Annotated in this window: 19 protein-coding genes; 8 read left to right on the plus strand and 11 right to left on the minus strand. The window is 68.3% G+C overall.

The annotated features are described in order from the left end of the window. Nucleotides 1-7 precede the first annotated feature (7 nt). Nucleotides 8-904, plus strand: a complete 897-nt coding sequence (locus WME97_RS15920; RefSeq protein WP_437552761.1) for a diguanylate cyclase — start codon at nt 8-10, stop codon at nt 902-904. A 16-nt stretch (nt 905-920) separates the two neighbouring features. Here the strand turns inward: WME97_RS15920 and WME97_RS15925 are convergent, their stop codons facing one another. The 9 genes from WME97_RS15925 to WME97_RS15965 all read right to left on the minus strand — a co-directional run bounded on the left by WME97_RS15925 (nt 921) and on the right by WME97_RS15965 (nt 12,475). Continuing rightward, on the minus strand, nt 921-2,069 hold the full coding sequence (locus WME97_RS15925) for a hypothetical protein (protein WP_437552762.1): 1,149 nt from the start codon (nt 2,067-2,069) through the stop codon (nt 921-923). A 59-nt stretch (nt 2,070-2,128) separates the two neighbouring features. Next, a complete protein-coding gene (locus WME97_RS15930; RefSeq protein ID WP_044964942.1) occupies nt 2,129-2,383 on the minus strand; it encodes a hypothetical protein in 255 nt (84 codons plus the stop codon). Nucleotides 2,384-2,491: 108 nt separating this feature from the next. Then, a complete protein-coding gene (locus tag WME97_RS15935) occupies nt 2,492-3,940 on the minus strand; it encodes a cytochrome c3 family protein (protein WP_437552763.1) in 1,449 nt (482 codons plus the stop codon). 11 nt (nt 3,941-3,951) lie between these two features. Beyond that, complete coding sequence (locus tag WME97_RS15940) at nt 3,952-5,613, minus strand: hypothetical protein (protein ID WP_437552764.1); 1,662 nt, start codon at nt 5,611-5,613, stop codon at nt 3,952-3,954. A 242-nt stretch (nt 5,614-5,855) separates the two neighbouring features. Further along, nucleotides 5,856-6,617, minus strand: a complete 762-nt coding sequence (locus tag WME97_RS15945; RefSeq protein ID WP_437552765.1) for a HEAT repeat domain-containing protein — start codon at nt 6,615-6,617, stop codon at nt 5,856-5,858. A gap of 271 nt (nt 6,618-6,888) precedes the next feature. Beyond that, nucleotides 6,889-7,767, minus strand: coding sequence for a hypothetical protein (locus tag WME97_RS15950; RefSeq protein ID WP_437552766.1), 879 nt, complete (start codon nt 7,765-7,767; stop codon nt 6,889-6,891). A gap of 73 nt (nt 7,768-7,840) precedes the next feature. Continuing rightward, nucleotides 7,841-8,629, minus strand: a complete 789-nt coding sequence (locus WME97_RS15955; protein ID WP_437552767.1) for an outer membrane beta-barrel domain-containing protein — start codon at nt 8,627-8,629, stop codon at nt 7,841-7,843. Between the two features lie 563 nt (nt 8,630-9,192). Next, entirely contained in the window at nt 9,193-10,551 is a 1,359-nt protein-coding gene (gene ftsY / locus WME97_RS15960) for a signal recognition particle-docking protein FtsY (RefSeq protein ID WP_437552768.1), read from the minus strand. Nucleotides 10,552-10,696: 145 nt separating this feature from the next. Further along, nucleotides 10,697-12,475, minus strand: coding sequence for a carboxypeptidase regulatory-like domain-containing protein (locus WME97_RS15965; RefSeq protein ID WP_437552769.1), 1,779 nt, complete (start codon nt 12,473-12,475; stop codon nt 10,697-10,699). A 488-nt stretch (nt 12,476-12,963) separates the two neighbouring features. On the opposite strand from WME97_RS15965, the gene WME97_RS15970 reads away from it, so the two are divergent. Together WME97_RS15970 and WME97_RS15975 are read left to right on the plus strand one after the other, a co-directional pair. Next, nucleotides 12,964-13,758, plus strand: a complete 795-nt coding sequence (locus tag WME97_RS15970) for a HEAT repeat domain-containing protein (protein ID WP_437552770.1) — start codon at nt 12,964-12,966, stop codon at nt 13,756-13,758. A gap of 76 nt (nt 13,759-13,834) precedes the next feature. Beyond that, entirely contained in the window at nt 13,835-14,704 is an 870-nt protein-coding gene (locus tag WME97_RS15975) for a HAMP domain-containing protein (protein ID WP_437552771.1), read from the plus strand. Between the two features lie 85 nt (nt 14,705-14,789). Here WME97_RS15975 and WME97_RS15980 read toward each other — a convergent pair whose 3' ends face one another. Together WME97_RS15980 and WME97_RS15985 are read right to left on the minus strand one after the other, a co-directional pair. Further along, nucleotides 14,790-15,113 carry a YraN family protein gene (locus WME97_RS15980; RefSeq protein WP_437552772.1) on the minus strand — a complete coding sequence of 108 codons (324 nt, stop codon included), beginning with the start codon at nt 15,111-15,113 and terminating at the stop codon, nt 14,790-14,792. A 241-nt stretch (nt 15,114-15,354) separates the two neighbouring features. Continuing rightward, the gene (locus tag WME97_RS15985; protein ID WP_437552773.1) at nt 15,355-16,206 is read right to left on the minus strand and encodes a hypothetical protein; all 852 of its coding nucleotides are present in this window, start codon (nt 16,204-16,206) and stop codon (nt 15,355-15,357) included. Between the two features lie 692 nt (nt 16,207-16,898). Between WME97_RS15985 and WME97_RS15990 the strand changes: the two genes are divergently transcribed. The 5 genes from WME97_RS15990 (at nt 16,899) to WME97_RS16010 (ending at nt 26,729) form a co-directional block, all read left to right on the plus strand. Then, nucleotides 16,899-18,545 carry a tetratricopeptide repeat protein gene (locus WME97_RS15990; protein WP_437552774.1) on the plus strand — a complete coding sequence of 549 codons (1,647 nt, stop codon included), beginning with the start codon at nt 16,899-16,901 and terminating at the stop codon, nt 18,543-18,545. A gap of 91 nt (nt 18,546-18,636) precedes the next feature. Beyond that, the gene (locus tag WME97_RS15995; protein WP_437552775.1) at nt 18,637-22,500 is read left to right on the plus strand and encodes a tetratricopeptide repeat protein; all 3,864 of its coding nucleotides are present in this window, start codon (nt 18,637-18,639) and stop codon (nt 22,498-22,500) included. A gap of 11 nt (nt 22,501-22,511) precedes the next feature. After that, nucleotides 22,512-23,993: a tetratricopeptide repeat protein gene (locus WME97_RS16000; protein WP_437552776.1), complete on the plus strand. Its 1,482-nt coding sequence runs from the start codon at nt 22,512-22,514 to the stop codon at nt 23,991-23,993. Nucleotides 23,994-24,353: 360 nt separating this feature from the next. Further along, nucleotides 24,354-24,593: a hypothetical protein gene (locus WME97_RS16005; RefSeq protein WP_157906686.1), complete on the plus strand. Its 240-nt coding sequence runs from the start codon at nt 24,354-24,356 to the stop codon at nt 24,591-24,593. A gap of 90 nt (nt 24,594-24,683) precedes the next feature. Beyond that, nucleotides 24,684-26,729 carry an AgmX/PglI C-terminal domain-containing protein gene (locus WME97_RS16010; RefSeq protein ID WP_437552777.1) on the plus strand — a complete coding sequence of 682 codons (2,046 nt, stop codon included), beginning with the start codon at nt 24,684-24,686 and terminating at the stop codon, nt 26,727-26,729. Nucleotides 26,730-26,882 lie beyond the last annotated feature (153 nt).

The following is a 26,882-nucleotide window of genomic DNA, read 5'->3' on the forward strand; positions in this document are numbered from 1 at the left end:
CCCTAGCGTGGCGAAGCAAGAGAACGATCATCGGCAGACGCTCGTCACCTGCACCGCGATCGCCCCGCCGGTGCTGCCGGCGGCGCCGGGCACCGCGTGCCTGGTGGTGATCTACGGCACCGAGCTCGGGCGCCGCATCGCGCTAGGGACCGGGGCGATCGAGTGTGGGCGCGCGATACAGACCGATATCCCGCTCGACGACGACGCGGTGAGCCGGCGCCATGCGCGCATCTCCTGGACGGGGATGAGCTACGTTGTCCGCGATCTCGGCTCGACGAATGGCACCTATGTGAACGACGTCTCCGTCGATGAGCGCGCCCTCAAAGACGGTGACCAGGTGAAGATCGGCCGGACGATCTTCAAGTTCATCCAGGGTGGGAACGTCGAGCTCTCGTATCACGAGGAGATCTACCGGCTGATGACCTTCGACGGTCTGACGCAGGTCCACAACAAGCGCTCCTTCGAGGTCGCGCTGGAGCGCGAGGTGTCGCGGGCTTGTCGCTACCATCGCCACCTCGCGCTTATCATGTTCGACATCGATCACTTCAAGAACATCAACGACACCCGCGGGCACCTCACGGGCGACGCCGTGCTCCGCCAGATGGCCGCGCTCGCCGCGGCGAACGTCCGCCGCGACGACATCCTCGCGCGCGTCGGCGGGGAGGAGTTCGCCCTGCTCGTGCCGGAAATCGCCGTCGACGGCGCTCGCCTGGTGGCCGAGAAGCTGCGCGCGCTCGTGGAGCGCACGCCGTTCCGCTTCGAGGAGGGCGAGGTCGCCGTCACCGCGAGCTTCGGGGTCGCCGGCGTCACGCCGGACGCGCCGGTCTCGCCGATGGAGCTCTACCGCCGCGCCGACGAGCGGCTCTACCATGCGAAGAAGGCCGGGCGGAATCGCGTGATGTGACGTTCCGCGAGCGCCGTCAGGGCGAGGCAGCCGGGGCGGAGCAGTCTCGCGGCGCGGCGCCGTTGAGGATCCACGCGGACAGGATGTCCATGCCGTCCACGTAGGGCGTTGTGTTCTGATCGTCCGGCCCCTGGGGATGGAACCAGAATATCGGGTTTGCAGGCGGGGGCGGCATCGGCATCCCCACCACGAACGCCGCCTGCAGCCGCTCGTTCTCGTGGCGGAGCTTCTCCGCCGCATCGGCGGGCAAAGAGGGGTCGACCGCGCTCTGCCCGATGAGGATCTTGTAGAGCAGGTAGCTGTTCCCCGGGTTTCCCGGGTCGATGAGCGGCATGGCCCTGCCGAAGCGCTCCGGGGATGCCTCCCCCACGTGCGCCTTCTCGCCTATCTGGGTCTGGTGCGCGGTGCGCCCGATCGCGGTCTCGAGCAGCGGATCGAGCTGGTTGAACGCCGTGCCCAGGTTCAGGTCCAACCCTGCGGCGGCGCTCGCGCCGTTGTGGCACCCGAAGCAGCCGTAGAAGAGGTAGTACGCGGCGCCCCTCACGCAGGTGACGCACGTCGGATCCATGGGAGCGTCTCCCTGGCAAGCCGCCGTGGCCGTGACGCACTCGAGGTCTCGCTGGCAGAAGAAGTCGCCGCTCGGCGGGCGCTCCGGCATCGCCTGAGGCGGGTTCGTCGCCGCGACGGAGAACTCGATGCGCGTGTTGCCGCCGAGGGGCGCGCCGTCGAACGCGCGGATGCCGGACGGCGCAGCCTCGTCCGCCGGCTTGAAGACCGTCAGCGCATACCGGGTCCCGGGAACCAGGCCCGGCGTGCCTTCGATCTGGCGGAAGATGACCTCCCGCTGGACAGGGTTGTACGTGGGCGCCAGGGCGATCGGATTGACGCAGTCCGCGTAGGTCTGGACCGTCGCCAGATCGCCCGAGACGCACACGGATTCGGCGCCGACCGTGGCGCTCACCGAGCTCGGCAGCAGGTAACGATCGAACTTCAGCACGAAGCTAGCGGTCGACAGGACCTCGGTCGTGCCGGCGGGATCGAGCGCGGTGCGGACGGGCTGGTAGTTCTGGTCGAGGCTGGTCGTGGCGCGTGCCTCGATCAGCTGGACAGGAGGGGCGTCGATCGGCTGGAGCATGGCCTCCCCCACGTCGCAGCCGGCCGTCACGAGGGCCGCCTGCAGGCAGAGGGGGAGGGGGGTGAGGCGTGTGGCGCGAGCCAGCGTGCTCAGCTCTCGGAGTAGAGCGAGAGCTGCTCGCGGACGACCTTCTCGTTTACCCCGGACTGAATGTGCTCCTTGAGACAGTCGGCCAGCGTGATCAGCATGTCGTCTACCCCTTTCTCCTCGATGAGCTTCGACAAAAGTTGGCGTGCCTCCCGTCCGTCGTCCTCGCGGAGGAAGCCCCGCACTGTCTCCAGCGTGATTTCCCCTTGGAAATCGAGATAGAGGTTGTCGATCAGGTACTTGATCAGCTCCTTCACGCCCGTTCTCCTTGGCGTTCGCGGCGATCGTTAGGGAAGCCGCGCGCACTTCGCTATACCCGTCGCTGGAAGGCCAGGGCAAGGAATATACTGACGGATTTTGACTTTTCATTGGCACCGCTGCACGAACCTGTCGCTCGACTGATGGCACACCAGGCACGGACGCGGGTTCCGGGAGAACGCCGTCTTGCACTTGCTCTCGAACCCGAGCGGGTGCGGGTTCAGCCCTTGCCCGCCTGACGCCCCGCGCGTCGCGTGGCAGGTCGCGCAGTCCCGCTCGGTGTGGCAGGAAACGCACGCATTCAGGTTTCGCTCTGCTTCCCAGGCGTGGTGCTTCGCGCTCCGCGGCGCCGTGGTCCACTCCGCCGGCGGGGGATGGAAGCGGCGTCCTGCAGGCCGCGCTGCGCTCGGCGCGTCGCGCGCCACGCCCGTCCGCCGGTGACAGTCCGCACAGAACGTCTGCTCCTGATGGCAGCTCACGCAGCGAGGATTGTCCTGCCGGGCCGCTTGCGGGTGCATCGAGAGGAAGTCGTTCGGGTGGACGTTGCGCGGACGGATCTTCCCGTCGTGGCAGTCGGTGCAGTAGTTCGCGCTGTGGCATGACCCGCAGAAGGCGCTGTCGTTGGCGGCGATCTGCTTGTGCCGCTCGAGCCAGTCGGGCGTGTGCCCCGCGCTGTGCAGCCACGCGGGCGGCAGCAGATCGCCCGTGGCGAACGCCGTCACGAGCCGCCCGTCAGGGCGCGTCAGGTGGCAGACGTCGCAGTCGCTCTTCGCCTCACCCTGGGCCGCGCCGCTCATGTTGTGGCACGTGAAGCAGCCGGCCATGCGCGGCAGCTGATCACGGGTAGCGAGCTCGATCCGGTCGACGCGGCCGTGGCACTGGCTGCACTTGATGTTCCGGCTCACGTGCTTCGCGTGAGGGAAGCGGAGGTTCGCGTGCGGCAGCACGAGCGGCGCCACCTTTCCGTCGCTGCCAGCGTTCTCCCCGATATGGCAGTACACACACTGTCCGTTCTCGTTCGTCCCCGCCTTCACCTGGGTGAGGTCGGAGTGATCGACATCATGACAGTTGTCGCACGTCTCGCTCGGCTTCGGCAGCAGCCGGTCCGTCACCGCGCCGCTCGTGTAGGCCGCGCCGTGGCACGATTTGCACGTCTGCTTGAGCCCCTTGACGTGCTTCTTGTGGTTGAACCGGATCGTCAGCGTCTGCGGGGGGTAGATCTCGTCGCTCGGGACCGGGGTCGCGCTCGTCCCAGGCGGCATCCACGCCAGCGGCACCTCCGCGTCGTCGGGCATCGGGTGGAGGCCCGACGTGTACCCGCCGCGCGGCGCCTTGGCGGGCGCCTCTCCCTCGGCGTCGCCTTCCTCCGCGTCATCCTCTGCCGCCTCGGCGCTGTCGTCGCCTGCTGCCGCCGGCGGCTTCGGCTGGGCAGCCGCCTCGGGGCCCACGATCGCGAGCGCCAGCGCGCCAAGGCACGCGACGATCGCGACCCACCCAGGGACGAACCTCGCCTCGTCTCGCCGAGCGCGGCGGCGTCCGTCCTGTCTTGCGTCCATGCGATCCTCGCTCACGGCGCCACCCGCAGGTTCACGAGGCCGACGACCCGGAAGCGCTGGCCCACCAGCCGATTCATGTCGTGCTCCCACTCGAGCTTGAAGTCCGCGGCCTCGCCCGGCCGATACCCGGCCCCGAGGACATATCCGAACGACGTAGCGCCCCGGTCCGGCCTGAGCGGATCCTCCCAGTTGTACAGCGACATCCGCGCTCCGAGCGCGTAGCGCTGCCCGCTCAGCCGCTTCTCTCCCGAGAGATCGGCCCCCGTCCGCCGCCCGCGCTCCCCCGTCTGCAGCATCCCGCGGAGCTCGACCGACGTCGTGCGCGTGCGGTAGCGGCCCGCGAGGTTCGCGAGCACATCGGTCGAGATCGTCGTGGCGCGGTTCTCCTCGTCGCGCGCGTAGTCGCGGAGATCGCCGTCGTTCGGATCGAGCGACGTCACGCCGACGCAGCCCGGTCGCTCCACCGCCTCGCACTGGCCAGCGCCGAACTCCTCCGGGTTGCCTTCGGCGATCCACATCCGCGTGCCGCCCCAGGCCGCGACATCGATCTCGCGGGTGATGTCCACCGCCGCCCGTCCGGTGATCGTGGTGATGGGATCGTGGGTGAACCAGTTCCAGATCGAGTCAGCGTCGAACGTCGGAACGAAGTAGTCGACGTCCGCCCCCAGCGTGACCCGGCTCCCGGCGTACACCTCCAGGCCGCCGTAGAACGAGCCGACGAGCTGGTTGTAGAAGTCGTAGGTCACTCCGCCCTTGATGCCGCCGAGATCGGGCTTGTTGAGGTTGGCGGCGTACCCGAGCCGATCCTGCGAGATGCGCGACGCATCGGACGTCCGGACGCCTCCGTCCGGATCCGGGAACTGCTGGGTGACAGAGGTTCCCAGGTTGTAAACGCGGCGGTAGGTCAGGCGACCGTGGATGTAGTTCGGACCGGCGCTCTCGAGCGCGACGCCGAACGCCGGCGCCAGATCGGCCTCCTGGTACGACGGGAAATCGGCTGCGCTCCCGGGCTGCGTCCGGTCGTCACCGAATCCCCGGTGGCTGCCGCGCCAGATCCCTTGCCGCTCGAAGCGCGATGTCGAGAGCGGGAGGCCGCCGCGCTGCTCGAGCCCGCCGTACGCCTCGAGTTGAACGTAGTAGGGCGTCGTCACCCGGACGAGCGCGCCGTCGAACGACCACCACCCGAGCACGTCGCTCACGTACTGGCGGCCGACCCGGAAGCCGAGCCACCCGCTGGCGACGTTCCGCCCTTCGACGTACGCGTACATCAGATCGAGGGGCGCCTCGCGCAGCCCAGGGATGTAGCGCGAGCCGCCATCGATGCTGTAGTCGGTCTCGCCGCCCCGCTGCGCGCCGTCGAGGTGGCCATTCATCCCGAAGTCCGCGTCGAGCCGGAGCCGCACGGTCGCCGAGTAGTCGGCCTCGCCTGGGGCGGAGTCGCCCTGGAGGTTGTAGACGGCGAGCCCCAGCGTCTGAAGGAGCCGCCGCCGCTCGATGTTCGTGTCGCCCCAGGGGCCCGCGACCTCGTAGGCCTGGACGCCGGTCGTCGACTCGACCTCGAAGTCGGCTGCGGCCGCGCTGCGCGCGGCGAGCGCGCAAGGCAGCAGGCACGCCGCGGCGAGCGCGCGTGACAGGGGGAGGCGACAGAGGAGGACGCGACGGGCGCTCCCCACGAGCGTGCCTGGGCGCGCGTCGCAGGAGCGCCGGGGACGAGGTCGTGACGGAAGCTCCGCCATCCATGAGCGGTGCTCAATCACGGACTGCGCTCGCTTTCGTCTTGTGCGGGCCGGTCTGCGCGGCTTCGCTCTCAGCTGCCGCCGAGGGCTGAACAAGCATGGCGTGGAGTTTCGTCCACGTGCGGTGATGCTGTCAACCTGATCGCAGGACGAACGGACTTGTCACGGCGCGCGCCGGGTCAGCTGTATCCAGCGCCCTTCCGGAGCTTGCCGTCCGAGCCCACGCTGAAGCCGTTCGAGTCCTGGAGCGCCTGGCTCGCGCTGCTCCGCAGCTCGGCCGGCACCGTCCAGCCCCGGGTCATCAGCCCCTCGGCGACCTTGTTCTTCACCCGGACCGACTCCTCGGTCGCGAGCATCTTCACCAGCGCTGGCACGCTCGCCTCATCGCCCTGGGAAAAGATGGTCTGCACGGCGTGGAAACGGACCGTCTCGTTGACGTCGTCGAGGAACCGCTCGACCGCCACCCGCACGTCGTCGCCCTTGATGTCGCCCAGCGCCATGATGAGCTGCTGCTTCGGCTCGACGTTGCGCGCATACTCCGTGTCGAAGCGGTCGAGCAGCTGGACGAGCTCGGTCCGGTACCCGGTGTCGTCGAGCAGCGCCCGCAGGATCTTGAGCGGCCAGGTGAGCGCCTCGGCCTTGATGCAGAACTCGACCACGGCGGGCACCGCGTCCTTGCCCGCATCGACGATCCCCCGGAAGGCCAGATCCTTCTCCTCTTGATCCGTGATGGAGGGGTCGATCGAGAACGTGAAGCGCCTGAGCAGCGCCGCCGCCGCATCCGCGCTCTTCATCGCGGCGAGCGACTGGATGGCGTCAAGGCGGTCGTACGTCTGAGCGCGCTTGTCCGCGACGACCTTCGCAGGCCCGGCCACCTTCTTGTCGGAGGGGGCGCCCCCGGCAGGGGGATTGCTTTTGCGGAGAAAATCGAAAATACCCAACGCTGACCTCTGGTGGCTGTCCCCGCCGCCCGGTCCGAGCTACCCGGCGATCGTGGCCCGATCTATAGCGGGGCGCATCTTCGTGCGCTACGGGCTCATCCGCGTAGTTCGGCTCGCTGCGGCGCACTTTCGTACGTCCACGCGCTTGCCTAGCGGCTGAGCCCGTATCACGCGAACCTGCACCCCGCCAGAGTGGCTCCCGGTAGAGGGGGCCTCCCGCCCGAGCTATCCCGGGCGGACCGGCTCGGTCACCGCGAGCCGGCGCAGCCGTCTACTCGGTCGTCTTGATGCCGGTGGGGAATTGAATACTCAGGCTCACGGTGACCATGCTCGTGAAGTGGAATTCGCGGTCCTTGTCGTCCACCTTGCGGTCAGGGAACGCCTCGTCGGTTCCGAGCCCGTGGTTGTCGAAGCCCGAAGTATTCCATGCGAACGGCAGGGCGCGCCACTCCGCGCCGAAGCCGATGAAGTCCGACGGGTAGAAGTTCCAGCCGAGGCCGAAGGTCGGCGCGAAGGCCATGCGGCTCTCGAGCCCGAAGGTCTCCGCGCAGGCGTTCTGGTTGGTCGTGCCGCACTCCTTGCGCTCCTTCACGCCGATCGCCGCGGCTCCCGCGAAGAAGCTCACGTCGGTGTCAACGAAGAGCTCGGCGAACAGCGCGAGCTTTCCGCGGAAGGGAACGACCGTGACCTGTGGCGCTGCGACCCACTGGATCTGTCCGAGCTGATCCTTCGTCAGGTCGCCCTTGGTCAGGTTGACCCTGGTCAGCTGGCACGCCTTCGTGAACGGCTGGGTGTCGCAGTTACGCCCGTCGATCGCGACGCGCTGGAGCTCGTCCGTCAACCCGGTGTTGTACTGAAACCCGTACCCGCCCCAGGCGCCGAAGCCGAGCCAGTCCGTGAAGTGGTAGGTGAGCCGCAGGCCCGGCATGATCGTCCGCCGGTACTCGTCCAGCAGCGTGAACGATGCGCCTGGAGCCACCTCGAACCGCCCGTCGCGGTGGAGCCGGAGCTTCCGCACGGCCGGCGCGCCGGCCAGAGGGCCCGTGAGCTGAATCTCCTGCGCCTCAGCGGGCGCAGCCGTCATCAGAAGTGCACAGCCGGTAAGCCCTGCCACCACGGTGCAGAGGCTCTGGACGAATCGACGCATCATGCCTGTCCCCGTCTTTGGCTGAATCATCCTATGTCTCGCGCTCGGCGTCTGCGCGTCCCCGCGTCCAAAGTCCTCACTTCGGCAGCCGGTATTCCCAGGAGAACGGCAGGAAGACCGACAGCCCGACCTGCGCCTGTACGTTGTTGGTGAAGCTCTTCCCCTCGGCGAGCCAGGTGCTCTTGTCCTGAGGGTTGTTCGTGTCGACGCTGGGGTTCTCGAGCTCGTCGAAGAAGATGTAGTCGCTGACCTCGAACATCGCCGCAAACCAGCGGTTGAAGAAGATGCGGAGGCCACCGCCGACGTGGAACGAGAGCTTCGGCTTCCAGTCGAAGGTGCGGTTGTCGGGATCGACGACGGCCATGGGCCTCGTCGAGATCGCGCCGACACCGCCCAGCACGAAGAAGTCGTAGTGGAAGATGAAGTCGCTGAACCCGGCGAACTTGCCGTACGCGGGGACGTACGTGAAGTTCGCATTCGCGTTCCACTGATACTCGGTGATCGGCTCGCCGATACGCGCCGCCCTGCTCGTCTGGAAGTTGAAGTCCGACGGCGTGTTGAGGGCACCGTACCAGTTGCCGTTGACCCCGATCGCGAGGACGTTGGTGAGGTACCAGTTGACCGCGAGCCCCGGCCCGTTGTGGCCGACGAACTGATCGTTCATCGTCAGCCCGAAGTACGGGTTCACCTCGAAGCGGTGGTAGCGCAGCGCGTAGATCTGCTGCACCGCGTAGGTCTCGTTCCTGAGATCCTTCGCCGCTTCCTTCTCCAAATTGATCGTGGGACACGCCGTCGGATCGATCGCACAGATGTCCCCAAGCCCCGTCGTCTCGCCGCCCTCGGCAGGGGCTGCGGGCGCCTCCACCGGCTCCGTGCCTTCGGCAGGAGTCTCTGGCTCGTCGAGGTTGATTTCCTTGGGTTGCCCTTTTGGCTGAGCTGATGCCGTAAGCGGCATCGCGACCAGCGCAGCCGCAACGAGAAGCCCCACGCGAGCCTGGTTCATCGCCATCCCTTCCGAAGTCCGTGCGATGCGAGCGATCGATCGCCCAGGTAGTACAGCTTCCTAACTACTCGAATTCATTAAATAATTCGGTCAACCGCCAAGCCCGACGGACTATATCACGTCGAAAATAAAAGGATCAACAACCAAATCCTTTTGCCACGGACGACCGGCGGCGTCGCAGAGGGGACCCGCCGGGTGGACACGCGGCGAGCGGCAGACTCGCTGCACAATCACCGCGGGCCCGGATCGCCGGTGTGCTTGCGCCGAGGGCGCGACGATGGTGGCGCCTGACGGGTTCAGCGGCAGAGGCGCGGCGTGCTGAGACATCGGAGCCATCGCCCGTTGGTTGGACCGGCCTCGAGCCGCGCGATTGGGTGGTTGAGGAGAGATCGAGCGCCGCCGGCGCTCACGCCGCGGACCGCGCGTCAGGCGGCCGCGTCTTCGGAGCCGCTGGCGCGGCCGAGCATCGCCTCGACGAACTCGTCGGGCTCGAACTCGCGGAGGTCTTCCGCGCGCTCGCCGATGCCGACGTACCGGACGGGCAGCCCGTGCTCGGCGCAGATGCCGAGGATCACGCCGCCCTTGGCGGTGCCGTCGAGCTTCGTCAGCACGATGCCGGTGATGGGCAGCGCCTCCTTGAAGAGCGCGGCCTGCTGCATGGCGTTCTGGCCGTTCGTCGCGTCGAGCACGAGCAGCGTCTCGTGAGGCGCTCCCTCGAGCGCCTTGTTCATGGTGCGCGCGACCCGGGACAGCTCCTCCATGAGGTTCGTCTTCGTGTGCAGCCTGCCGGCGGTGTCGGCGAGCACCACGTCGGCGCCGGTGTCCTTCGCCTTCTGGATCGCGTCGAAGATCACCGCGCCGGGGTTCGCGCCGTCCTTGCCGCGCACGACCTCGCAGCCGACGCGCTTGCCCCAGACGTTCAGCTGCTGCACCGCCGCCGCCCGGAACGTGTCGCCCGCCGCGAGCACCACCGTCCGGCCCTCGGCCTTGAGCTGCGTCGCGAGCTTGCCGATCGTGGTCGTCTTTCCCACGCCGTTCACGCCGACCACCATCACCACGGTGGGCTGCGCCTTCAGCGGCAGCCCGCCGCCGGCGCCGACGCGCAGGATCCGCTTCGCGTGCTCGCGCAGCGCGTCCCAGACCTTGTCGGTGTCGGCGAGCTCGTTCCTGCTGAGCGCCGACCGGATCTCGTCGAGGAGGAGCTCTGTCGTCTTCACGCCGACGTCCGAGGTGAGCAGCACCTCTTCGATCTGCTCGACGACGTTGGGATCGATCTCCTTCTTGCCGGCGAACAGCGCCTTCAGCCGGCCGAAGAACCCCTCGCTCTCCCGCACCTTCGTGAGGCCTTTGCGGAGCCCCTCGATGTCTCGCTTGCGCGCGGCCGGAGGCGCGGTCTCCCGCGCTGGCCTGGCGGCCGGCTTGACGGCCGGCGCCTCGATCGCGGGCGCGATGGGCGCCTCCGCGGCCGCGGTCGCCGCCGGCTCGATGGCGGGCGGCGGTGCGACGGGCGCCTCGACAGGGGCGGGCGCCGCCGCGGGCGGCTCCTCCTGCGGCGCGGGCTCCTTCGCCTTCGCCGGAGGAGCTTCCTCCGCCGGAGGCTTCTTCGGGGCACGCGGCTTCTCGGTCGGCTTGTCCGCCGGCTTCTCGGAGGGCTGCTTCGCCTTCTCCTGGAGCTTCTTCGGTTCGGGGGGCGCTGCGATCTCCGGTGGCGGCGCCTTCTTCGTGACGAAGTAGACGATCGCCGCCACCACGACGAGGCCGACGATAATTAGGGCGATTTCCACGTTGGCGTTCTCCGGCGAGGGAGCCGACTATATGGGACGCACCCCATACGTCAACGTGCGGTCGCGCGGGGGCGCGATCCGACCAGCGAAACGGCAGATCGGCGCGGCGACGGGGCCGGCGCTCCGCGGGCCCCTTGCGCCTGGCTCACGGGGCCAGCGGCGCGGCGCCCGGCTTGGGCTCCGACGCCCCGAGGTCCTGCTCGATCCGCTCGTCCACGGGATCGGGACCGAAGGCGGCGTGCTCGATCCGGCTCGCCCAGAGCTCGACCTCGCGCTGCTGAACCCTGCTCGCCACCCGGCGCACGTGCCCGGGCGTCGGCTCCGGCGGCCCCTCGAAGGGCGCCCCCTGGCGCCGCGCCCAGCGCACGAGGCGATCGAGGACGGCGCGGCGCCGCGTGACCAGCGCGATGCCCAGCTTGCTCGGCGACGGGAGCGCCTGCTCATGGCTGCTGTGCATCGGCGCGCGGACCACGAGCCTCGCGTCGCTCCGGTACGGCGCCTCGATCGAGAACTCGCCGACGTCGTCCGTCTGCGCGCGGGCGATGACGCCGCTGCCGTCGAAGGCGGGGACGACGATCACGAGCTCGGCGCGCGCGATGGGCGTTCCGTCATGCGCGTCGGCGACGGCGCCACGCCAGCCGGTCGCGCCCTCGAGCGGTCCCATGACGCGCACGCCGGCGCGGCCGGGCGGCGCGACGGGCCGCTCGTCGCCCGCGCGCGTCGTTGCGGCGCGCTTCGGCGCCCGCCGCCAGCCGCCGAGCACCCAGCCCGCGATGGCGAGGACGGCGGCGCCGAGCGCGATCTGCCGCCACGCCCCTGGGCCGGCGACGGGCACGTCGATCGCGAGCTCCGCGCCGGGGATCCACCAAGGCGAGGCGGGCACGTAGCGGAGCGAGATCGGGACCGTCCCCGCTCGCTCGGCGGTGAACGCGGCGATCACCCGCGCCTTGCCGCCGGCCACGGTGGCCGCCCCGACGGGCTCGCCCGCGCGCAGCGCCTCGACCACGCCGCCCTCGACCGGGCCGCGGGACGAGCGCACCTCGACGTCGATCGGCACGCCGTCCTCCGCGCGCGCCGGCTCGACAGGATGCGACAGATCGAGCGTGACCTGCGCGTACCGGACGACGCTCTGGCTGACGCTCGCCTTCGCCAGCGTGGCGGTGCCATCGAAGCGCGCGCGCAGCACGCCCTGGCCGGCGCCGTCGAGGCGCTCGGTCGGGAGCTCGAAGCGCGCGCGGCCGTCGCCGCCGGTCGGAGCCTCCGCGAGCCGCGCGCCGCGCTCGTCCTCGAGCACGACCGGGAGGCGCTCGCGCTCGAACGGCGCGCCGCTCCCGACGCCGCGCGCGCCGCTGCGATCGAGCCGGAGCGCCACGGTGACGTTCACCGTCGGGCGATCGAGATCGACCGCGTCGACCGGCGGATCGAACCGGAGGATCACCGGCGCGAGCGGGGCCGCGCGCGCCTCGAGCGGGATCTTCGCCTCGACCGCGTCGTAGAGCTTTCCCCCTGCGAACCGGATGCGCAGCGTCGCGTCCGCGAGCGGCGCGCGCCCGCGGAGGCAGAACCCGCCGCGCTCGTCTGTCGCGATCACGTAGCCGCCTTGCGAGGGGCGGGGCTCGCGTGCGCGCGCCGCGCCGTCGGCCGCGCACCCGTCGACCGCCGGCAGGACCGCGGGGGCGCCGGCGCTCGTGAGGGCATCGAGGGAGAGCGGCGCCTCCGCGATCGCGCTCCGCGCGTCGTCGACCACGCTTCCGCGCACGACGAACCCGTCGGGCTCGGTCCATGCGACCGCCTCGATCTGCGCGCTTCCGCGCACATGGATGCGGAGCGGCGCACCTTGCGTCTGCGCGTGCGCCGCGGGCGCCGCCGCGAGCGCCGTGGCCGCGAGGAGCGCCCACGGCAGGCATCGTCTCAGTCCGCGCATCTCCCGAACGCCTCCGGCGAGCTCCTCATCATGGTCGCGCATTATCGGTCACGCCGGCGCGGCACGGGCAAGAGGAAGCCGATCCGAAGTCGTGCCGAGCTCGCGCTCGCCCGGCGGGCATCGTGTGCGTGTCGCGAGCGAGCGAGCAAGCGGCGAGTGCGGACGTACGCGGACGTGAGCGGACGTGCACGCGAGCTCGCGGCAGCGCGTCGGGTCGATGGCGGCAGCGGTGGGTAGATAAGCGGATGGTGAAGCCGTGTTCGCCGTGAGCCCAACATGGTTCACGGGTTGAAGCGCCGCGAGCAGGCCGCGTCAAACCGTCCAGTCTGGTCGCAGCGAGGAGCGAGCGAATGCAAGGCAAAAGTGCGAGCGTGTGCGCACCAATTTTCGGGTGTAGACCCGCTGATCCGATCGCCACGGCGGCGATGCGCTCGTGTATCGTCGGACGTGGAATGCGTCGGCCCTTTTCAGTGCTCGTGTTGCTGGTTGTGACGCTTGTACTCTCGCTGATACCCACGAGGCTCTACGCGGATCAGCGCACGAGCTACCTCGCCGACCAGCTCAGGACCAACGAGGACTATCGCGTCCGCACGCAGGCGGCGCTCGCGCTCGGCGCGTCGGGAGACGACGCCGCCACGAGGCCGCTCTGCGACGCGCTCACGGACGGCAACGCGTCCGTCAAGGTCGCGGCGGCAGCGGCGCTCGGCAAGCTCGGTAAGCCCGCGGGGCTCGCGTGCCTGGAGCGCGCCGAGGGCCGCGAGCAGACGCCGGCCGTCAAGTCGCAGATGCAGAAGTCGATCGCCGCGCTGTCCGCTGGCGGCGGCGGCGGCGGGAGCGGCTCGGCGGCGCCGCCGCCTCCGGGCGCGGACACGAAGTACTACGTGGCCATCGAGATCACGAACAAGAGCGGCCGCCCCGAGTCCGAGATCGAGCCGCTCGTGCGCGCCGCGATACAGTCGAAGATCCTCGCGAAGGCCGGCTACGCGGTCGCCCCCAAGGGCGAGACGGTGGCGCAAGGCAAGAAGATTCTGAACGGCAAGAAGCTGAAGGGCTTCTATCTCCTCGCCACGGTCGAGCCCGCCGTGTACCAGGGCGGCAACCTCACCCAGGTGGTCCGCGTCAGCATGTGGACCTATCCGTCCAAGTCGCTCCAGGGTGAGTTCGCGCCGAAGCTCACGCAGAGTGGCACCCCGAAGAAAGACGTCCAGAGCGAGAACATCCTGATGAAGATGTGCGTCGAGAACGCGGTCGAGACCTTCCACAAGGTCGTCGCCTCGCTGTGACGCACCTTCGCTGCTCGATATTGGCTTTTCCAGTGCATCACGACCCTTGTCATCTCCAGCCAGCTTCGAGGATCCCATGAGCGACGCTTCCAGCACGGCCCCGCAGACCTCCGCGCCGGAGGTCAGAGCGCGCTACCAGCGGAGCGCGCGGAACTACCTGCTCGACCAGAACTTCCAGCTGAAATACACGGGGTTCCTCGTGGGGATCAGCCTTGCGCTCTCCGTGGCGCTCGGGATCCTCCTCTGGAACGCGAGCTCGAAGATCATCGAGCAGAGCCGCAGCGCCGTGCAGCAGGGGCAGGAGACCGTCCGTCAGGGTCAGGAGACCGTCAAGCGCGGCCAGGAGGTGCTCGTCCAGAGCCGTCGGGTCAGCGAGGTCGTCGCGATGAACATCGCGAAGGAGTACAAGGACGACCCCGAGCTCGCGAAGACGTTCGGCGAGGCGGCGCAGCTCGACGAGAGCAAGCTCAAGGACGAGCAGTCGCGGCTCGAGCGCGACGCGGCCACGCTGCAGCAGCGGGCGGAGGCGCTCGAGCGGCAGGCCGCCGACGTCGCGAACAACCAGCAGATGCTGCTCCGCCTCATCGTCGCGCTCCTGTCGTTGCTCGTCCTCGGCGTCGGCGTCGCGGGCATCGTCTTCACGCACAAGATCGCCGGGCCGATCTTCAAGATGAAGCGGCTGCTCCGTCAGGTCGGCGAGGGCAAGCTGATCGTGCGCGAGAAGCTCCGGAAGGGCGACGAGCTCCAGCACTTCTTCGAGGCGTTCGAGAAGATGGTCGAGGACCTGAGGGCGCGCCAGCAGGGCAAGATCGCCAAGATGGATGCGATCCTCGAGAAGCTCGAGGCGGGGGCGCACGCCCAGAAGGGGACGATGGAGATCGACCCCGAGGGCCTCTCCCAGCTGAAGCGACTCCGCAGCGAGATGCAGGAGCAGCTCGACGCGTGATCGCGCCCGCGCGCGGTCGAACGATGCACGCGCCATCCGATTCCAGCGCGAAATCAAGCTAAAAATAGGAAGAGTTCAGGCCGCGCTAAAAGGCGGCCTTGACGATCTCGACGGTCGCTTCTCCGCTCGGGAGGAACGTCACGGACGCGGCGTCGAAGCGCATCCGCTCCACGCCCCGCACGCGCGAGAACGTGGCGCGCCAGAGCCTCTCGCCCGCTCGCCGCACGCGGGCGCGCTTGCTCGCGTCGATGCTGTCGAGGGCGCGGACGTAGGAGCCGGCGCCGCGCGTCCGCACCTCGATGATCACGATGACGGGGCCGTCGCGCGCGACCACGTCGATCTCCAGCCGCCCGACCCGCGCGTTGCGCGCGACGATCTCCACGCCTTGCGCGGCGAGGTGAGCGACCACCGCGTCCTCCGCGCGCGCGCCGAGCGCTCGCCGCGCGTCGGCCGCCGGAGCGCCAGCGCGCCCGATCGCGGTCCGGCTCGTCGCCGAAGCCGCCGGCGCGCTGCGCGTCGCGGTGCGCCCGGGCGGACGGCCGTCGTGTGAGCCCGAATCGTCGCTGGGAGGGAGGGAGAGGGAGGTGCCGGCCAGATCGGCCGTCGTCGGGCGAGGGCTTCGCGAACCGCGACGGCCGGTCACCCGACGCCTAGAAGCCTTCGCACTGGTCCGAGTTGGCGCGGCCCTGCACGTCGCCGCAGGCCCCCTCGTTCTCGAACCCCGTGTTCTGCTTGATGCAGTACTTGCCGGTGATGTTCGGGTCCCCGAGGCCGACGTTCGGCCGGATCTCCGAGCAGGTGAAGCCCTGAGGGCACTCGCAGAAGTTGAAGTTCGGGTCGTCCGGCTCGCCGTCGGCCACGCCGCACCGGCACGAGCAGTACACCGCCTGCTGCGCGTTCCGGTTCGAGTTGGCGGCGCACTGGCCGCACACGGGCGACGCGACCTGGTCGTCGGTCCCCGGCACGCAGCAGGCTTTGCCCTCGTTCTCTGCCGCCGACTTGGTCGGGTCCTGGCAGCCGGTGAAGCCGTCGCGGCAGAGGTAGAGCTTGCAGACGCCCTCCTGGCACATCCAGCCGCTGCCGGGGCAGTCTGCGTCGCCGCCGCAGCGACAGAAGGCGCCCGCGGGGTCGCACATGCCGCTGAGGCACTGGCTCTTGCCGCCGTCCGGCCTCGACGGTTCGCAGTCGGGCGCGTAGGTCCCCGACTCCTCGCAGGTTGTGCACCCGGCCTGCCCGGGGACACACGTCGCGGGCGCCTCCTGGCCGAGCGGGCAGCTCACGCGCCCCTGGAAGTGGTTCACCAGGCAGATCCGCGTCTGGCACTGGAAGGATCGCGATTCGATGTTCTCTTCCGTCACCTTGAAGCCAGCGAACTGCGAATCGTACTCGTCTTCGGGCAGACACGGGTCGCCGACGCCGCCGCTCTCGCACGCGGAGGGCAGGCTCGCCATTGCGACGACGCTGAGCAGGCCGAGCAGGCCGGACAGAATGGAACGGGTCATCAGAACGTGCTCCTTCGGCGGCGGTGCGCGCCACCGCTTCGGCAGAGGCGCGCGGACGGGAGGCAAGAAAACGCTCAAGTCGAGGTGCTCAAAGGCACAACGTCAGCGGTTGGACCCTAGACGAAGCGCGCCTCGAGCGTCAACAGCCGGATGGGGCGCGCCCGTCCACGTCGCCGAGGTGGGCGGGCGCCGCCGGTGCGAGGCGTTCGACCCTGCGCGCGCTGGTCCCTTGGCAGCGGACGGTCAGGCTGCCGCCTGGGCGGCAATAGTGCGGCGACGACGCGGCGACGGCGCGGCCCCGGCGCGACGATCGCGTTTAAGGAAGCGAGCGCGCCTCCGTTCGATAATTCCACCGTCGACTCCTACGCAGTGCGCAACCCCAAGGTCGGCCCGGCGCCCGGTGTCTCAGGACGGGAATGCAAGAGGGGGCCCCTCGCCCGGCATCGCTTGACAAGCTGCGCGCCACAATCCTACCATCCCCCGCCACACGCAAGTATCCGTTGATTCTCATTGAACTTTTTGGTTCCTGACCGAGCTGCCTCGGGGGTCTACGGCGCGCGTTCTCCGTGTGTGGAGCCGCGAACGGGGCGAAGGGGCCACGATCTTTACGTCGCCGAAAGCGAGGAACGACGATGCGGAACCGGGTGGCGAGTATCTGCCTTGTAGCTTCTGCCCTGTTGCTATCCCCCGCCGTGGGGCATGCGCAGCCCGGCAAAGGTAAGCCCGTCGCGGCTGAAAAGGCGGACGCCAAGGGCGACAAGAAGCCCAGCAAAGAGGTCAGCGCCGACGAGGATGCGGGCCCCGTGACCGCGGGGCAGATGACGGAGGAGGCGGCGCAGGGCAAGCGGCTCTTCGACAGCGAGCGGTGGAGCGACGCCGCGCGGCAGCTGAAGCGCGTCGTCGACGGCGACACCGGCGATGACGATGGCAACAAGCAGATCGCCCAGTACCACCTCGCGATCGCGCTCTACCGCATGCAGTTCTACCAGGCGAGCTACGCGATCTTCTCGCAGATCGCCGACAAGCCGAACCACCTCAAGTTCAACGAGACGCTGCTCTGGCTGTCCAAGCTCGCGACGCAGCTCCCGGAGCCGGCGGACATCATCGAGCGCGTCGGCAAGTACAAGACCGAGCAGATCGCGCGGTTCAACAACCCCCAGCAGCGCGACCTCTACTGGCAGCTCAACTACCTGCTCGGCCGCTACAAGTACCGGAACCGGAACTACGAGGAGGCCATCAGCCTCTTCGCCAAGGTCGACCCGAACAGCAAGTACTACGTCCAGGCCCAGTTCTTCAGCGGCATCTCGTACGTGCAGCTGCGCAAGTCGGTGCCGGCTGTCAAGTCGTTCCAGCGCATCGTCCAGGCGATCGACGAGGGCGTCGAGGGCCTCGAGGACGAGGCGCGTATGCGCGACCTCGCGTTCCTCTCGATGGCGCGCACCTACTACTCGGCCTCCGTCCGCCTCGACGACAACAACGTTCCGACGATCGACGCCGCGAAGCTCTCGGCCGCCGTCAAGTACTGGAACCGCGTCGACGTCGCGAGCGAGTACTGGTTGGACAGCCTCTTCGAGCAGTCCTGGGCGTACTTCATGGCCGGGCTGTACCCGCAGGCGCTCGGCAACATCCACACGATCGAGTCGCCCTACTTCCCGAACTCGTTCTATCCCGAGGCCGACATCCTGAAGGCCGTCGTCTCGTTCACGATCTGCCAGTACGGCGACGCGACCACGATCGTCGCGAAGATGAAGAAGAAGTACGAGCCGATCAAGAAGGACCTCGAGTCGATCCTTACGCGGTACCAGGGGGAGGGGAACGAGGAGCGCTTCTTCCAGTTCCTGAAGGACGTGGGCGCCGGCAAGGGCGACATCCCGCCGAGGGTCCGGCCGATCGTCGAGAACGCGCTCTCCGACCGCCAGCTCCGCCGCAACATGGAGTACGTGCGCATCCTCGATGAGGAGGCGGACCGGTTCAAGAAGGCGCCCGCCAACTTCCGCAACTCTCCGGTCGGCAGCGACGTGACCGACGCGCTCGAGTTCGCGAGGAGCCTCGCGATCCGGAACGCCGGCACGCTCGGCCGGGAGCGCTACCAGCGCAACCTCGACGAGCTCAACGAGCACCTCCGCGACTCGTCGAAGATCCTCATCGACATCACCGCGGCCGAGAGGAACAAGCTCGATCAGCAGGTCGTCAGCGGCCAGCTGTCGAAGGAGGACGCGCTCACGTACGGCGTCGTCAAGCCCGACGACGAGCACGTGCTCTGGCCGTTCGACGGCGAGTACTGGCGCGACGAGCTCGGCTTCTACCGGCAGGTCGTGACGTCGAAGTGCAGCAAGTGAGCGATTTCATCATGGTTGGCCCCGCGGCCATAGGTCGCGGGGCAGGCAGCGCTTCCTCACGGGGGTCCGTGGCGGAGGGACGGAGATGGAGATGAAGCAGTCGAAGTTCGGTGTACTGCATGCGCTCCGCGCGGCGGCGGGTACGTTGGCCGTGGCGGCGTGCGCGGTCACAACGAGCCCCGCGTCGGCGGCCGACGCGTGCATCACGCAGCCGGCGAAGGATGCGATCGCCGCCTGTCCGGGCGGCAAGCTCCAGGTGTCGGCGGGCAAGAAGCCGCAGGTTAGCTTCAAGTCAGCCCCGCAGGGGATCCAGCTGAAGAAGCGCGAGGACTTGACGAAGCCGGCCAATCCGACCGCTTCACAGGCCTCGGCGCAGCGCGACGAGCGGCGCAATCGCCTCGCCCCGAAGGTGAGGAGCCTGCTCGTGACGGAGATCCAGGGGCTCGAGGGCCTGTACTCCTCGACGCCGAAGAACGCGCCGGACCGGCCGAAGCTGATGCGGCGCCTCGCCGAGGGCTACGTCGAGCTCGAGTCGGCGGCGTTCCGCGACAAGACCGAGGGGCAGATCAAGGCGGACGAGGCCAAGCGGAAGAACCCGAAGGCGGTCGCCGGGATCCGGGCCGAGATCGCCAAGGCCGACAAGATCCTCGTCCTCGCGCGCAAGCAGGCGATCAAGTACTACACGGACCTGAAGACGCAGTATCCGAAGTACTGCCAGAGCACCAACGCGGCCGACCCCGCGAAGAGCACGGGCTGCACGGACGAGGTCCTCTACTACCTCGCCTATGAGTACGAGCAGGCTCAGCAGCTCGAGGACGCTCGCAAGGTCTACTTCGAGCTCATCAAGAACTGGCCGAACTCGAAGTACATCCCGAACGCGTACCTCGCCTTCGGTGAGCTCTTCTTCAACGAGGCGCAGGGCGACCCGTCCAAGTGGGACCTGGCGGAGCAGTCGTACGTCAAGGTCACCCAGTACCCGCCGCCCGAGAACAAGGTCTGGGGCTACGCCCACTACAAGCTCGGGTACGTCTACTGGAACAAGGGCGACTTCGCCCGCGCCATCAGCGAGTTCAAGAAGACGATCGAGTACGGGCAGCAGTTCCAGCAGATGCCGAACGCTGCGCAGCTCGCGGTCTCTGCGCGGCGCGACATCATCCCCGTCTACGCGCTCGCGGGCGACCCGCGCAAGTCGCACGACTTCCTCCGTCCGCTCAGCGGCGACGCGGGCGGCAGCTCCGAGAAGACGTTCAAGATGATGGACGACCTCGGGCAGAACTACCTCGACACCGGTCATTACAAGGAGGGCATCGAGCTCTACACCGACCTGATGACCCGCGATCGGGGCCCGAGGTACTGCGTCTACCAGGGGCACATCGCGGAGGCGACGCTCGCCATGAAGTCTGGCAACAAGGACCAGATCATCGGCGAGCTCGGGCGCCAGCTCGACGTCCACAACAAGTTCCAGGGCGAGGGGCACCCGGCGGACGCCAAGCTGAAGTGCTCTAACATCACCGCCGGTCTGCTGACCGAGACGGCGATGGCCTGGCACCTCGAGGCGGTGGGCTCGGGCGGCGTGCGCGGCACCGGCGACAAGAAGACGATGCAGCTCGCCGCGCAGCTCTACGACAAGGTCGTCAACAACTTCAAGCAGGAGCAGTTCGCCAAGTTCGAGTTCCCCCGCATCCTGAAGGAGGACTGGCCGAACATCTTCAAGATCAAGTACGCGATGGCCGACCTTCTGTACTTCCAGAAGGACTGGGCCAAGTGCGGTCCCGCGTTCGACTCGGTCGTGGCCGAGGATCCGAACGGCCCGCAGGCGGCTGAGGCCGCGTACGCCTCGGTGCTCTGCTACCAGAACATCTACACCGAGACCCACAAGGACGGCTCCGACAAGAAGGGGTCCGGCAACCTCCCCGACGGGGGGACGGGCAAGAAGGGCGACAAGAAGGCGGAGAAGGCGAAGTTCCAGCCGAAGGACTTCAGTGACAGCCAGAAGGGCATGATCACCGCCTTCAACCGGTACGTCTGCTACATCAAGCCCGCGGCCAACGACAAGGAGGCCCAGGAGCAGTACGTCGAGGTGAAGTACGCGCGCGGCCGCACGTACTTCGAGGCGCAGCACTGGGAGGAGGCCGCGCTCGCGTTCCGCGACGTGGCGCTGAACCATGCCGACAAGGAGGTCGGCATCTACGCGTCTCAGCTCTACCTCGAGTCGCTCAACGTCCTCGGCGCGAACATGGATCCGCCGCGTCCGTCTTGTTACGACGACATGGCCGCGGACGTGCCCAAGTTCATCGATCTCTACTGCAAGGGCGGCAAGGAAAAGGAGAACGCCGAGCAGTGCGGCATCCTGATCCGCATCCAGCGCGACATCGAGCGCCTGCGCGCGCAGAAGCTCGTCGAGGCTGCTGACGCGGCCGGTGGCGTCGAGGCCCTCAAGAACTATGAGAAGGCCGCCGTCGCTTACATGGACATGTGGAAGAAGTACGGCGAGGCCGCTTGCGAGGCGAAGCAGCCCGCGTGCGAGAAGAGCGAGGAGGTCCTCTACAACGCCGCGAAGGCGTTCCAGGCCGCCCGCCTCATCGCCAAGTCGATCTCGGCCCGCAAGATCCTGCTCGACCCGCGGTACAACCTCCACAACACCGAGCTGGCGAAGACGTCGATCTACGAGATCGGCGGCAACTACCAGGCGATCGCGGTCTATGACGAGGCGGCGAACTGGTACGAGCGCTACGCCCGCGAGAACCCGAAGGGGGAGAAGGCCGCGGAGGCGCTCCAGGACGCGGTCGTGCTGCGGCTCGGCCTCGGTCAGGAGGACCAGGCGATCAAGGACGCCGACCTCTTCAACAAGAACTACGGCAAGGCGAAGCCGGCGCAGACCGCGCAGATCGCGTTCGCGATCGGCGCGCACTACATCGACCGTGAGGACTGGGATCAGGCGCGCCGGCGGCTGTCGACGGCGATGCCGCAGATCGATCGCAACGCGACGTTCGACGTCCAGGTGCAGGCGCACGCGATGTACGCGCGCGTCCTGCTGCAGACGAAGAGCGTGACCCCGGCGAACGGTGAGTACAACAAGGTCCGCGGCTACTGGAAGGACCCTGCGGCGGCGCTCAAGAAGCTCGACGCGATCGGCGGCGAGGAGCCGGAGAAGCTGCGCCGGCTCGGCAAGGTGCTGACCGCGGTCGGCGAGGCCTACTTCCACTTCGCCGAGCAGAAGCGGAAGGACGTCGATAAGATCAAGTTCCCCGAGTACAAGGGCTCCGGGAACCGCGAGGACGTCCTCAAGCACATCAACACCAAGGTCGCCGACTGGGTGAAGAAGAAGCGCCCGGCGATCGAGGCGGCCGACGTCGAGTACCAGAAGATCCTCAAGCTGGAGCCGACGCCTCCGCCGAAGTGGGTCATCGCGGCCGGTGCGCGCGTCGGTCAGATGTGGGGCAAGTTCGTCGCCGAGTTCCGGGCCGCGCCCATCCCGAAGGAATGGAAGGGGCACGGCATGGTCCCGGGCACCGACGTCTCGTACGACGAGATCCGGGGTGAGTACTACTCGCGCCTCGACGAGGCGAGCGAGCCGCAGAAGCAGATGGCGAAGGGCGCGTTCAAGACCTGCCTCGACCTGTCCGTGAAGTACCAGTACTTCGACGACTACTCGCGTACCTGCGAGGTGTGGCTGTCGAAGAACTACGGCGCCGAGTACCACCTCATCGACGAATTCCGTGGCTCGCCGTCGCGGGTCAACTCCGGCATGAGCGAACGCCCTGCGCCGCTGAACCTCGACGGGACCGCCTTCCGAGAAGCGCTGACCGCGACCGACAAGCCGGCTGCGAGCAAGGACAAGGAAGAGGGCGAGGACAAGAAGGCGGGCGAGGACAAGAAGGCGGCGCCGGCGGCGGCTGGCGCGTCCAAGGAAGGCTCGGCGCTCGATCGGGCCACGACCCGACCCAGGAAGTGATGGAGCGAAACATGAGAAGCATCACCTCATTGGCAGCGGTTGCGGTGCTCCTTCTGGCTGCGACGGGTTGTGGCGGCGGCACCACCGGCGGCACGGCTCACGGGGCGAAGGACCCGACGACGGGCAAGGCGATCACGGACAGCAAGGGTCAGGCCGTGTCGGTCGAGGCGGCCAACAAGTTCAAGACCGCCATGGACACCATGGTCCAGCACGACAAGGCTGGGGACTGGTCCGAGGCGACTTGCAGCTCGACGGCCCAGCTGTTCCTGGACGCGGCGGACGAGCAAGGGGACACGACGTTCGCCGAGGCCATCTACAACGCGGGGCTCGCGTACCAGCGTTGCAAGAAGGACTCGGAGGCGAAGAAGTACTTCACGCAAGCGCTTCAGAAGAACCCGAAGTTCCACCCCGCGCGGGTCCAGGTGGCGCTCTACAACCTGGCGGAGTCGGGCGAGAGGAACCTCGACGCGGCGATCAGCGAGATGCGCCAGGCCGCCGTCGTGGATGCTCAGTACAAGAACGTCGAGGCGCTCGTGCACCTCGCGCTCCTGTACATGAAGCGCGGCAACCAGGTCGCGGACAACGATGGCCCCAACGACTTCCAGCGCGCGAAGCGGTACATCCAGAGCGCGCTGGCCGTCGATGATGCCTTCATGCCCGCGTTCAACCAGCTCGCGATCTACTACCTGGAGACGGCGAAGCAGAAGGCGGGCAGGAAGACCGGCAAGGCGGTCGCGACCAACGTCAGCAAGCAGAAGAAGGTCGACACCCAGGCGCTGGAGCTCGCGGCGCTTGTCTGCTCCCAGGCCATCCGCAAGAACCCTAACTACGCGCCGATCCACAACACCGCGGGGATGATCCAGGTCGAGCTCGCGAACCTGAACGGCGCCGTGCAGGAGTTCAACCTCGCGAGGAGGCTCGATCCGACCTTCTACGAGGCGCAGATGAACTACGCGGCGGTGAACCTCCAGTTCCGCGGGTTCCAGCAGGCGGACGAGGCGTACCGCGCGGCCCTGAAGATGCGTCCGAACGACTACGACGCTCATCTGGGCCTCGCGCTCGCCCTGCGCGGTCAGATCGATGACGCGAACTTCGACAGCATGGTGGCCGCCGCCAGCGCTGAGCTCGAAGCCGCCAAGAAGGTCGCCCCCGAGCGCGCCGAGACCTACTACAACGAGGCGATTCTGACCCAGGAGTACAAGGCGAAGTCGGGCGGCAAGGGGGCCGAGGGCGCCCTCATGTCGGCGAAGGGGCTGTTCGGTCAGTTCATCCAGAAGGCGGGCGCGAGCGCCGAGTTCGCCGACGCGGTGAAGCGATCGAAGGAGCGTATGAGCGAGATCGACCAGATCATCGCCTTCAACAAGCAGACCGAGGCCGAGCGGAAGGCGGCCGAGGCCGACATGAAGACGAAGGAAGCCGAGCAGGAGGCAGCTGCCGGGAGCGAGGGTGAAGGGGGCGAAGCGACGACCCCGGCCCCGGCTCCTGCCCAGTAGCGGAGCCTCGTCCGGCGCGCAGTGAGCAAGGGATACGGTAGTATTCCGGGCGAGCTCGACGGGCGGGTCGGACCGCGTGGCGGTGCGACAGACAACGGCACCTGGAGCCCTCTTCTCTCGCTGCACGAAGCTGCATCAAGGAGAAGGGGGCTCGCTTTTTTCGTCGTCGTCGCAGCTCTCTGGGAACCTTGGGTGGAATCGGTTGTCGAGGCGTGTGTGGGTCGTGCTCTCCGACGCCTCGATAGCATGCGAAGCTGGTTGACCGGCCGCCGCGTAAGGCGGTACAATGGCACTGTAACCGCGTCGGAACATTGTGAGGAGGCTGGAATGAGAGGGTTGACCCGATTGGGTGCGGGAGTCGTGGCTGCCGTTCTTACGAGCGTGGTCGCCTCATCGGCGTTCGCGCAGGGAGCGGCTCCTGGCGGTGGGAAGAAGGACGAGGGGTACGGGTACGAGTTCTCGGACGATCCGCTGAACGCCGGCGGGTTCGGCCCCAACGACGCCACCATCCGCGTGCGGCCCGGCCCTGTCCGGACGACGCTGATCAGGCCCCGCACCTCGTTCGTTCCGGAGATGCTCAAGTCGGTCGAGAACCTCTGATGTGACGGGCAGGTTTGGCACCTGCCCTATCGATTTACCCCCCGGTGCTGGGGGCGTGCGCCGCGCGGCGCATAGGGAAGGCTGGCGGAGATGGAAGGCAAGCAAAGGGTCGCTCTCACATTTGCGCTCTACCAAAACGAGGCGCTCGTCCGCCGGGAGACGATCACCCAGGATATCGTCAAGGTAGGCAAGGACGCGAAGAGCCATCTGCGTGTCGATGACGAGCTTGCCTCGCGCATGCACGCGGTCATCGAGGTCGCCTCCCCGCAGGACATCACGCTCATCGATCTCGGGAACGAGCCGGGCACGATGGTGAACGGGGCGCGCGTCAACAAGTGCAAGATCAGCCCAGGCGATCAGCTCCAGATCGGCGGCACGAAGATCATGCTGGAGCGCGCGGAGCCGGTGGCGGTCGCCGCGGCCGCGGGCCCTGCGAAGCCGGTCCCCGCCAACCCGTTTGCGGCGGCGCCTGGTGGGAGCCCGTTCGGCGCAGCGGCCCCCGGGAATCCGTTCGCGGCCGCGCCGCCTGGGAACCCGTTCGCCGCGGCCTCCGCGGGCGGCGCGGACCCGTTCTCCTACAACAACCCGTTCGCGCAGTCGGCGCCGGCCGTCGACGAGGTGCCCCCGGACGCGCCCGAGGGCTCCTACACGTACACGCTCGTGAAGAACGGGCCGGACGTGCCGAGCGACGAAACCGAGGTCCCGGCGGCCTCGGTCGAGGTCATGATTCTGTGGGATGCCGCGGTGCTCCACGTCGAGCACCTCACGCCGCCGCGCTCCTTCTACGTGGGTGAGGAGGCGGGGAAGAACTTCAAGTGCGACTACTTCATCCCCTCGGAGAAGCTCGGCACGACGCGGGCGCCCATCATCCTCGCGGATCGCTCAGGCTCGGTCTCCGTGGTGCTCCTGCCCCGCGCGACCGGCACCATCGAGATCCCGGGCAGGCCGAAGATGACGGTGCAGCAGGCGATCGATCAGGGCCTCACGCAGCCGTGTTCCGAGCTCTCTGGCGCCTACCAGATGGCGCTTCCGTCGGGCGGGAAGGCGAAGGTCGAGCTCGACGGCATCGTCTTCCAGGTGTCCGCCGTGAACGCAGGCAAGGTCGTGGCCGGCCACCTCCAGCTGGACACGCAGAGCCTGCTGTACACGGGCCTCTCGATGGCGGTTCACCTCGGGCTGCTCGCGGCGATGGCCTTCTTCATGCCGCCCCTCGGCGATACCGGCGAGGACGGGATCTCCGCTGACCAGCAGTTCCTCATCCAGCAGTACCTCGCGGCGGCCGCCGAAAAGGAGATGGAGGAGAAGGAGACCGAGCAGGTCGCCGACAACGCGGCGGACAACAAGGAGGGGGGCACCGGTACCCGCGCCAAGGGTGAAGAGGGTTCGATGGGTAACCCGAACACCAAGGCCACCGGCAACCGCTACGGCGTCCAGGGGCCCGCCGACAACCCGGACCCGCACATCGCGCGCCAGGCCGCGCTCCGCGACGCCGCGGAGTTCGGCATGATCGGGCTGCTGAACGCCGGCGCTGGCGGCGATCCGAACGCGCCGACCGCGCCGTGGGGACGCGACGATTCGCTCGGGAACGATCCGCTGAGCGCCCGCGGCAACATGTGGGGCGATCAGATCGGCGACTCGTTCGGCGCCGGCGGCCTCGGCCTCTCCGGCATCGGCGAGGGCGGTGGCGGGCGCGGCGAGGGCATCGGCCTCGGCTCGATCGGCACCATCGGGCACGGCGCCGGCACCGGCACCGGCCAGGGCTTCGGCTCCGGCCATGGCCGACTCGGCGGGTCGCATCGTACCAAGCCGCCGCAGGTGCGCATGGGTGCGACCAGCGTGAGCGGCCGTCTGCCCCCCGAGGTCATCCAGCGTATCGTCCGCCAGAACTTCGGTCGATTCCGGCTCTGCTACGAGAACGGGCTCAGGAACAACCCGAATCTGCAGGGCCGTGTCGCGGTGCGCTTCGTCATCGGGCGTGACGGTGCGGTCTCCAACGTGGGTAACGGCGGTTCGGATCTGCCCGATAACGGCGTGGTTTCCTGCGTCGTTCGGGCGTTCTACGGCCTGTCGTTCCCGCAGCCCGAGGGCGGTATCGTCACCGTCGTCTACCCGATCATGCTCAGCCCCGGCGGCTGAGCCCGCCTCGCCGCTCGGTTCGAGCGAACGCCCCGCACGCGAAGTGCGGGGCGTTTTCCATTTCAGCGCTGGCTGCAGCCGGCGCCGGGCGCGGCCAGCGGTCTGCGGCGGGCGCCGTGGGGTGGCCAGCTCGGCGTCCGCCGCGCGGGGAGG

The organism is Sorangium sp. So ce367, from assembly GCF_051520455.1.
In the GTDB taxonomy this organism is placed as follows: Bacteria; Myxococcota_A; Polyangia; order Polyangiales; family Polyangiaceae; genus Sorangium; species Sorangium cellulosum_B.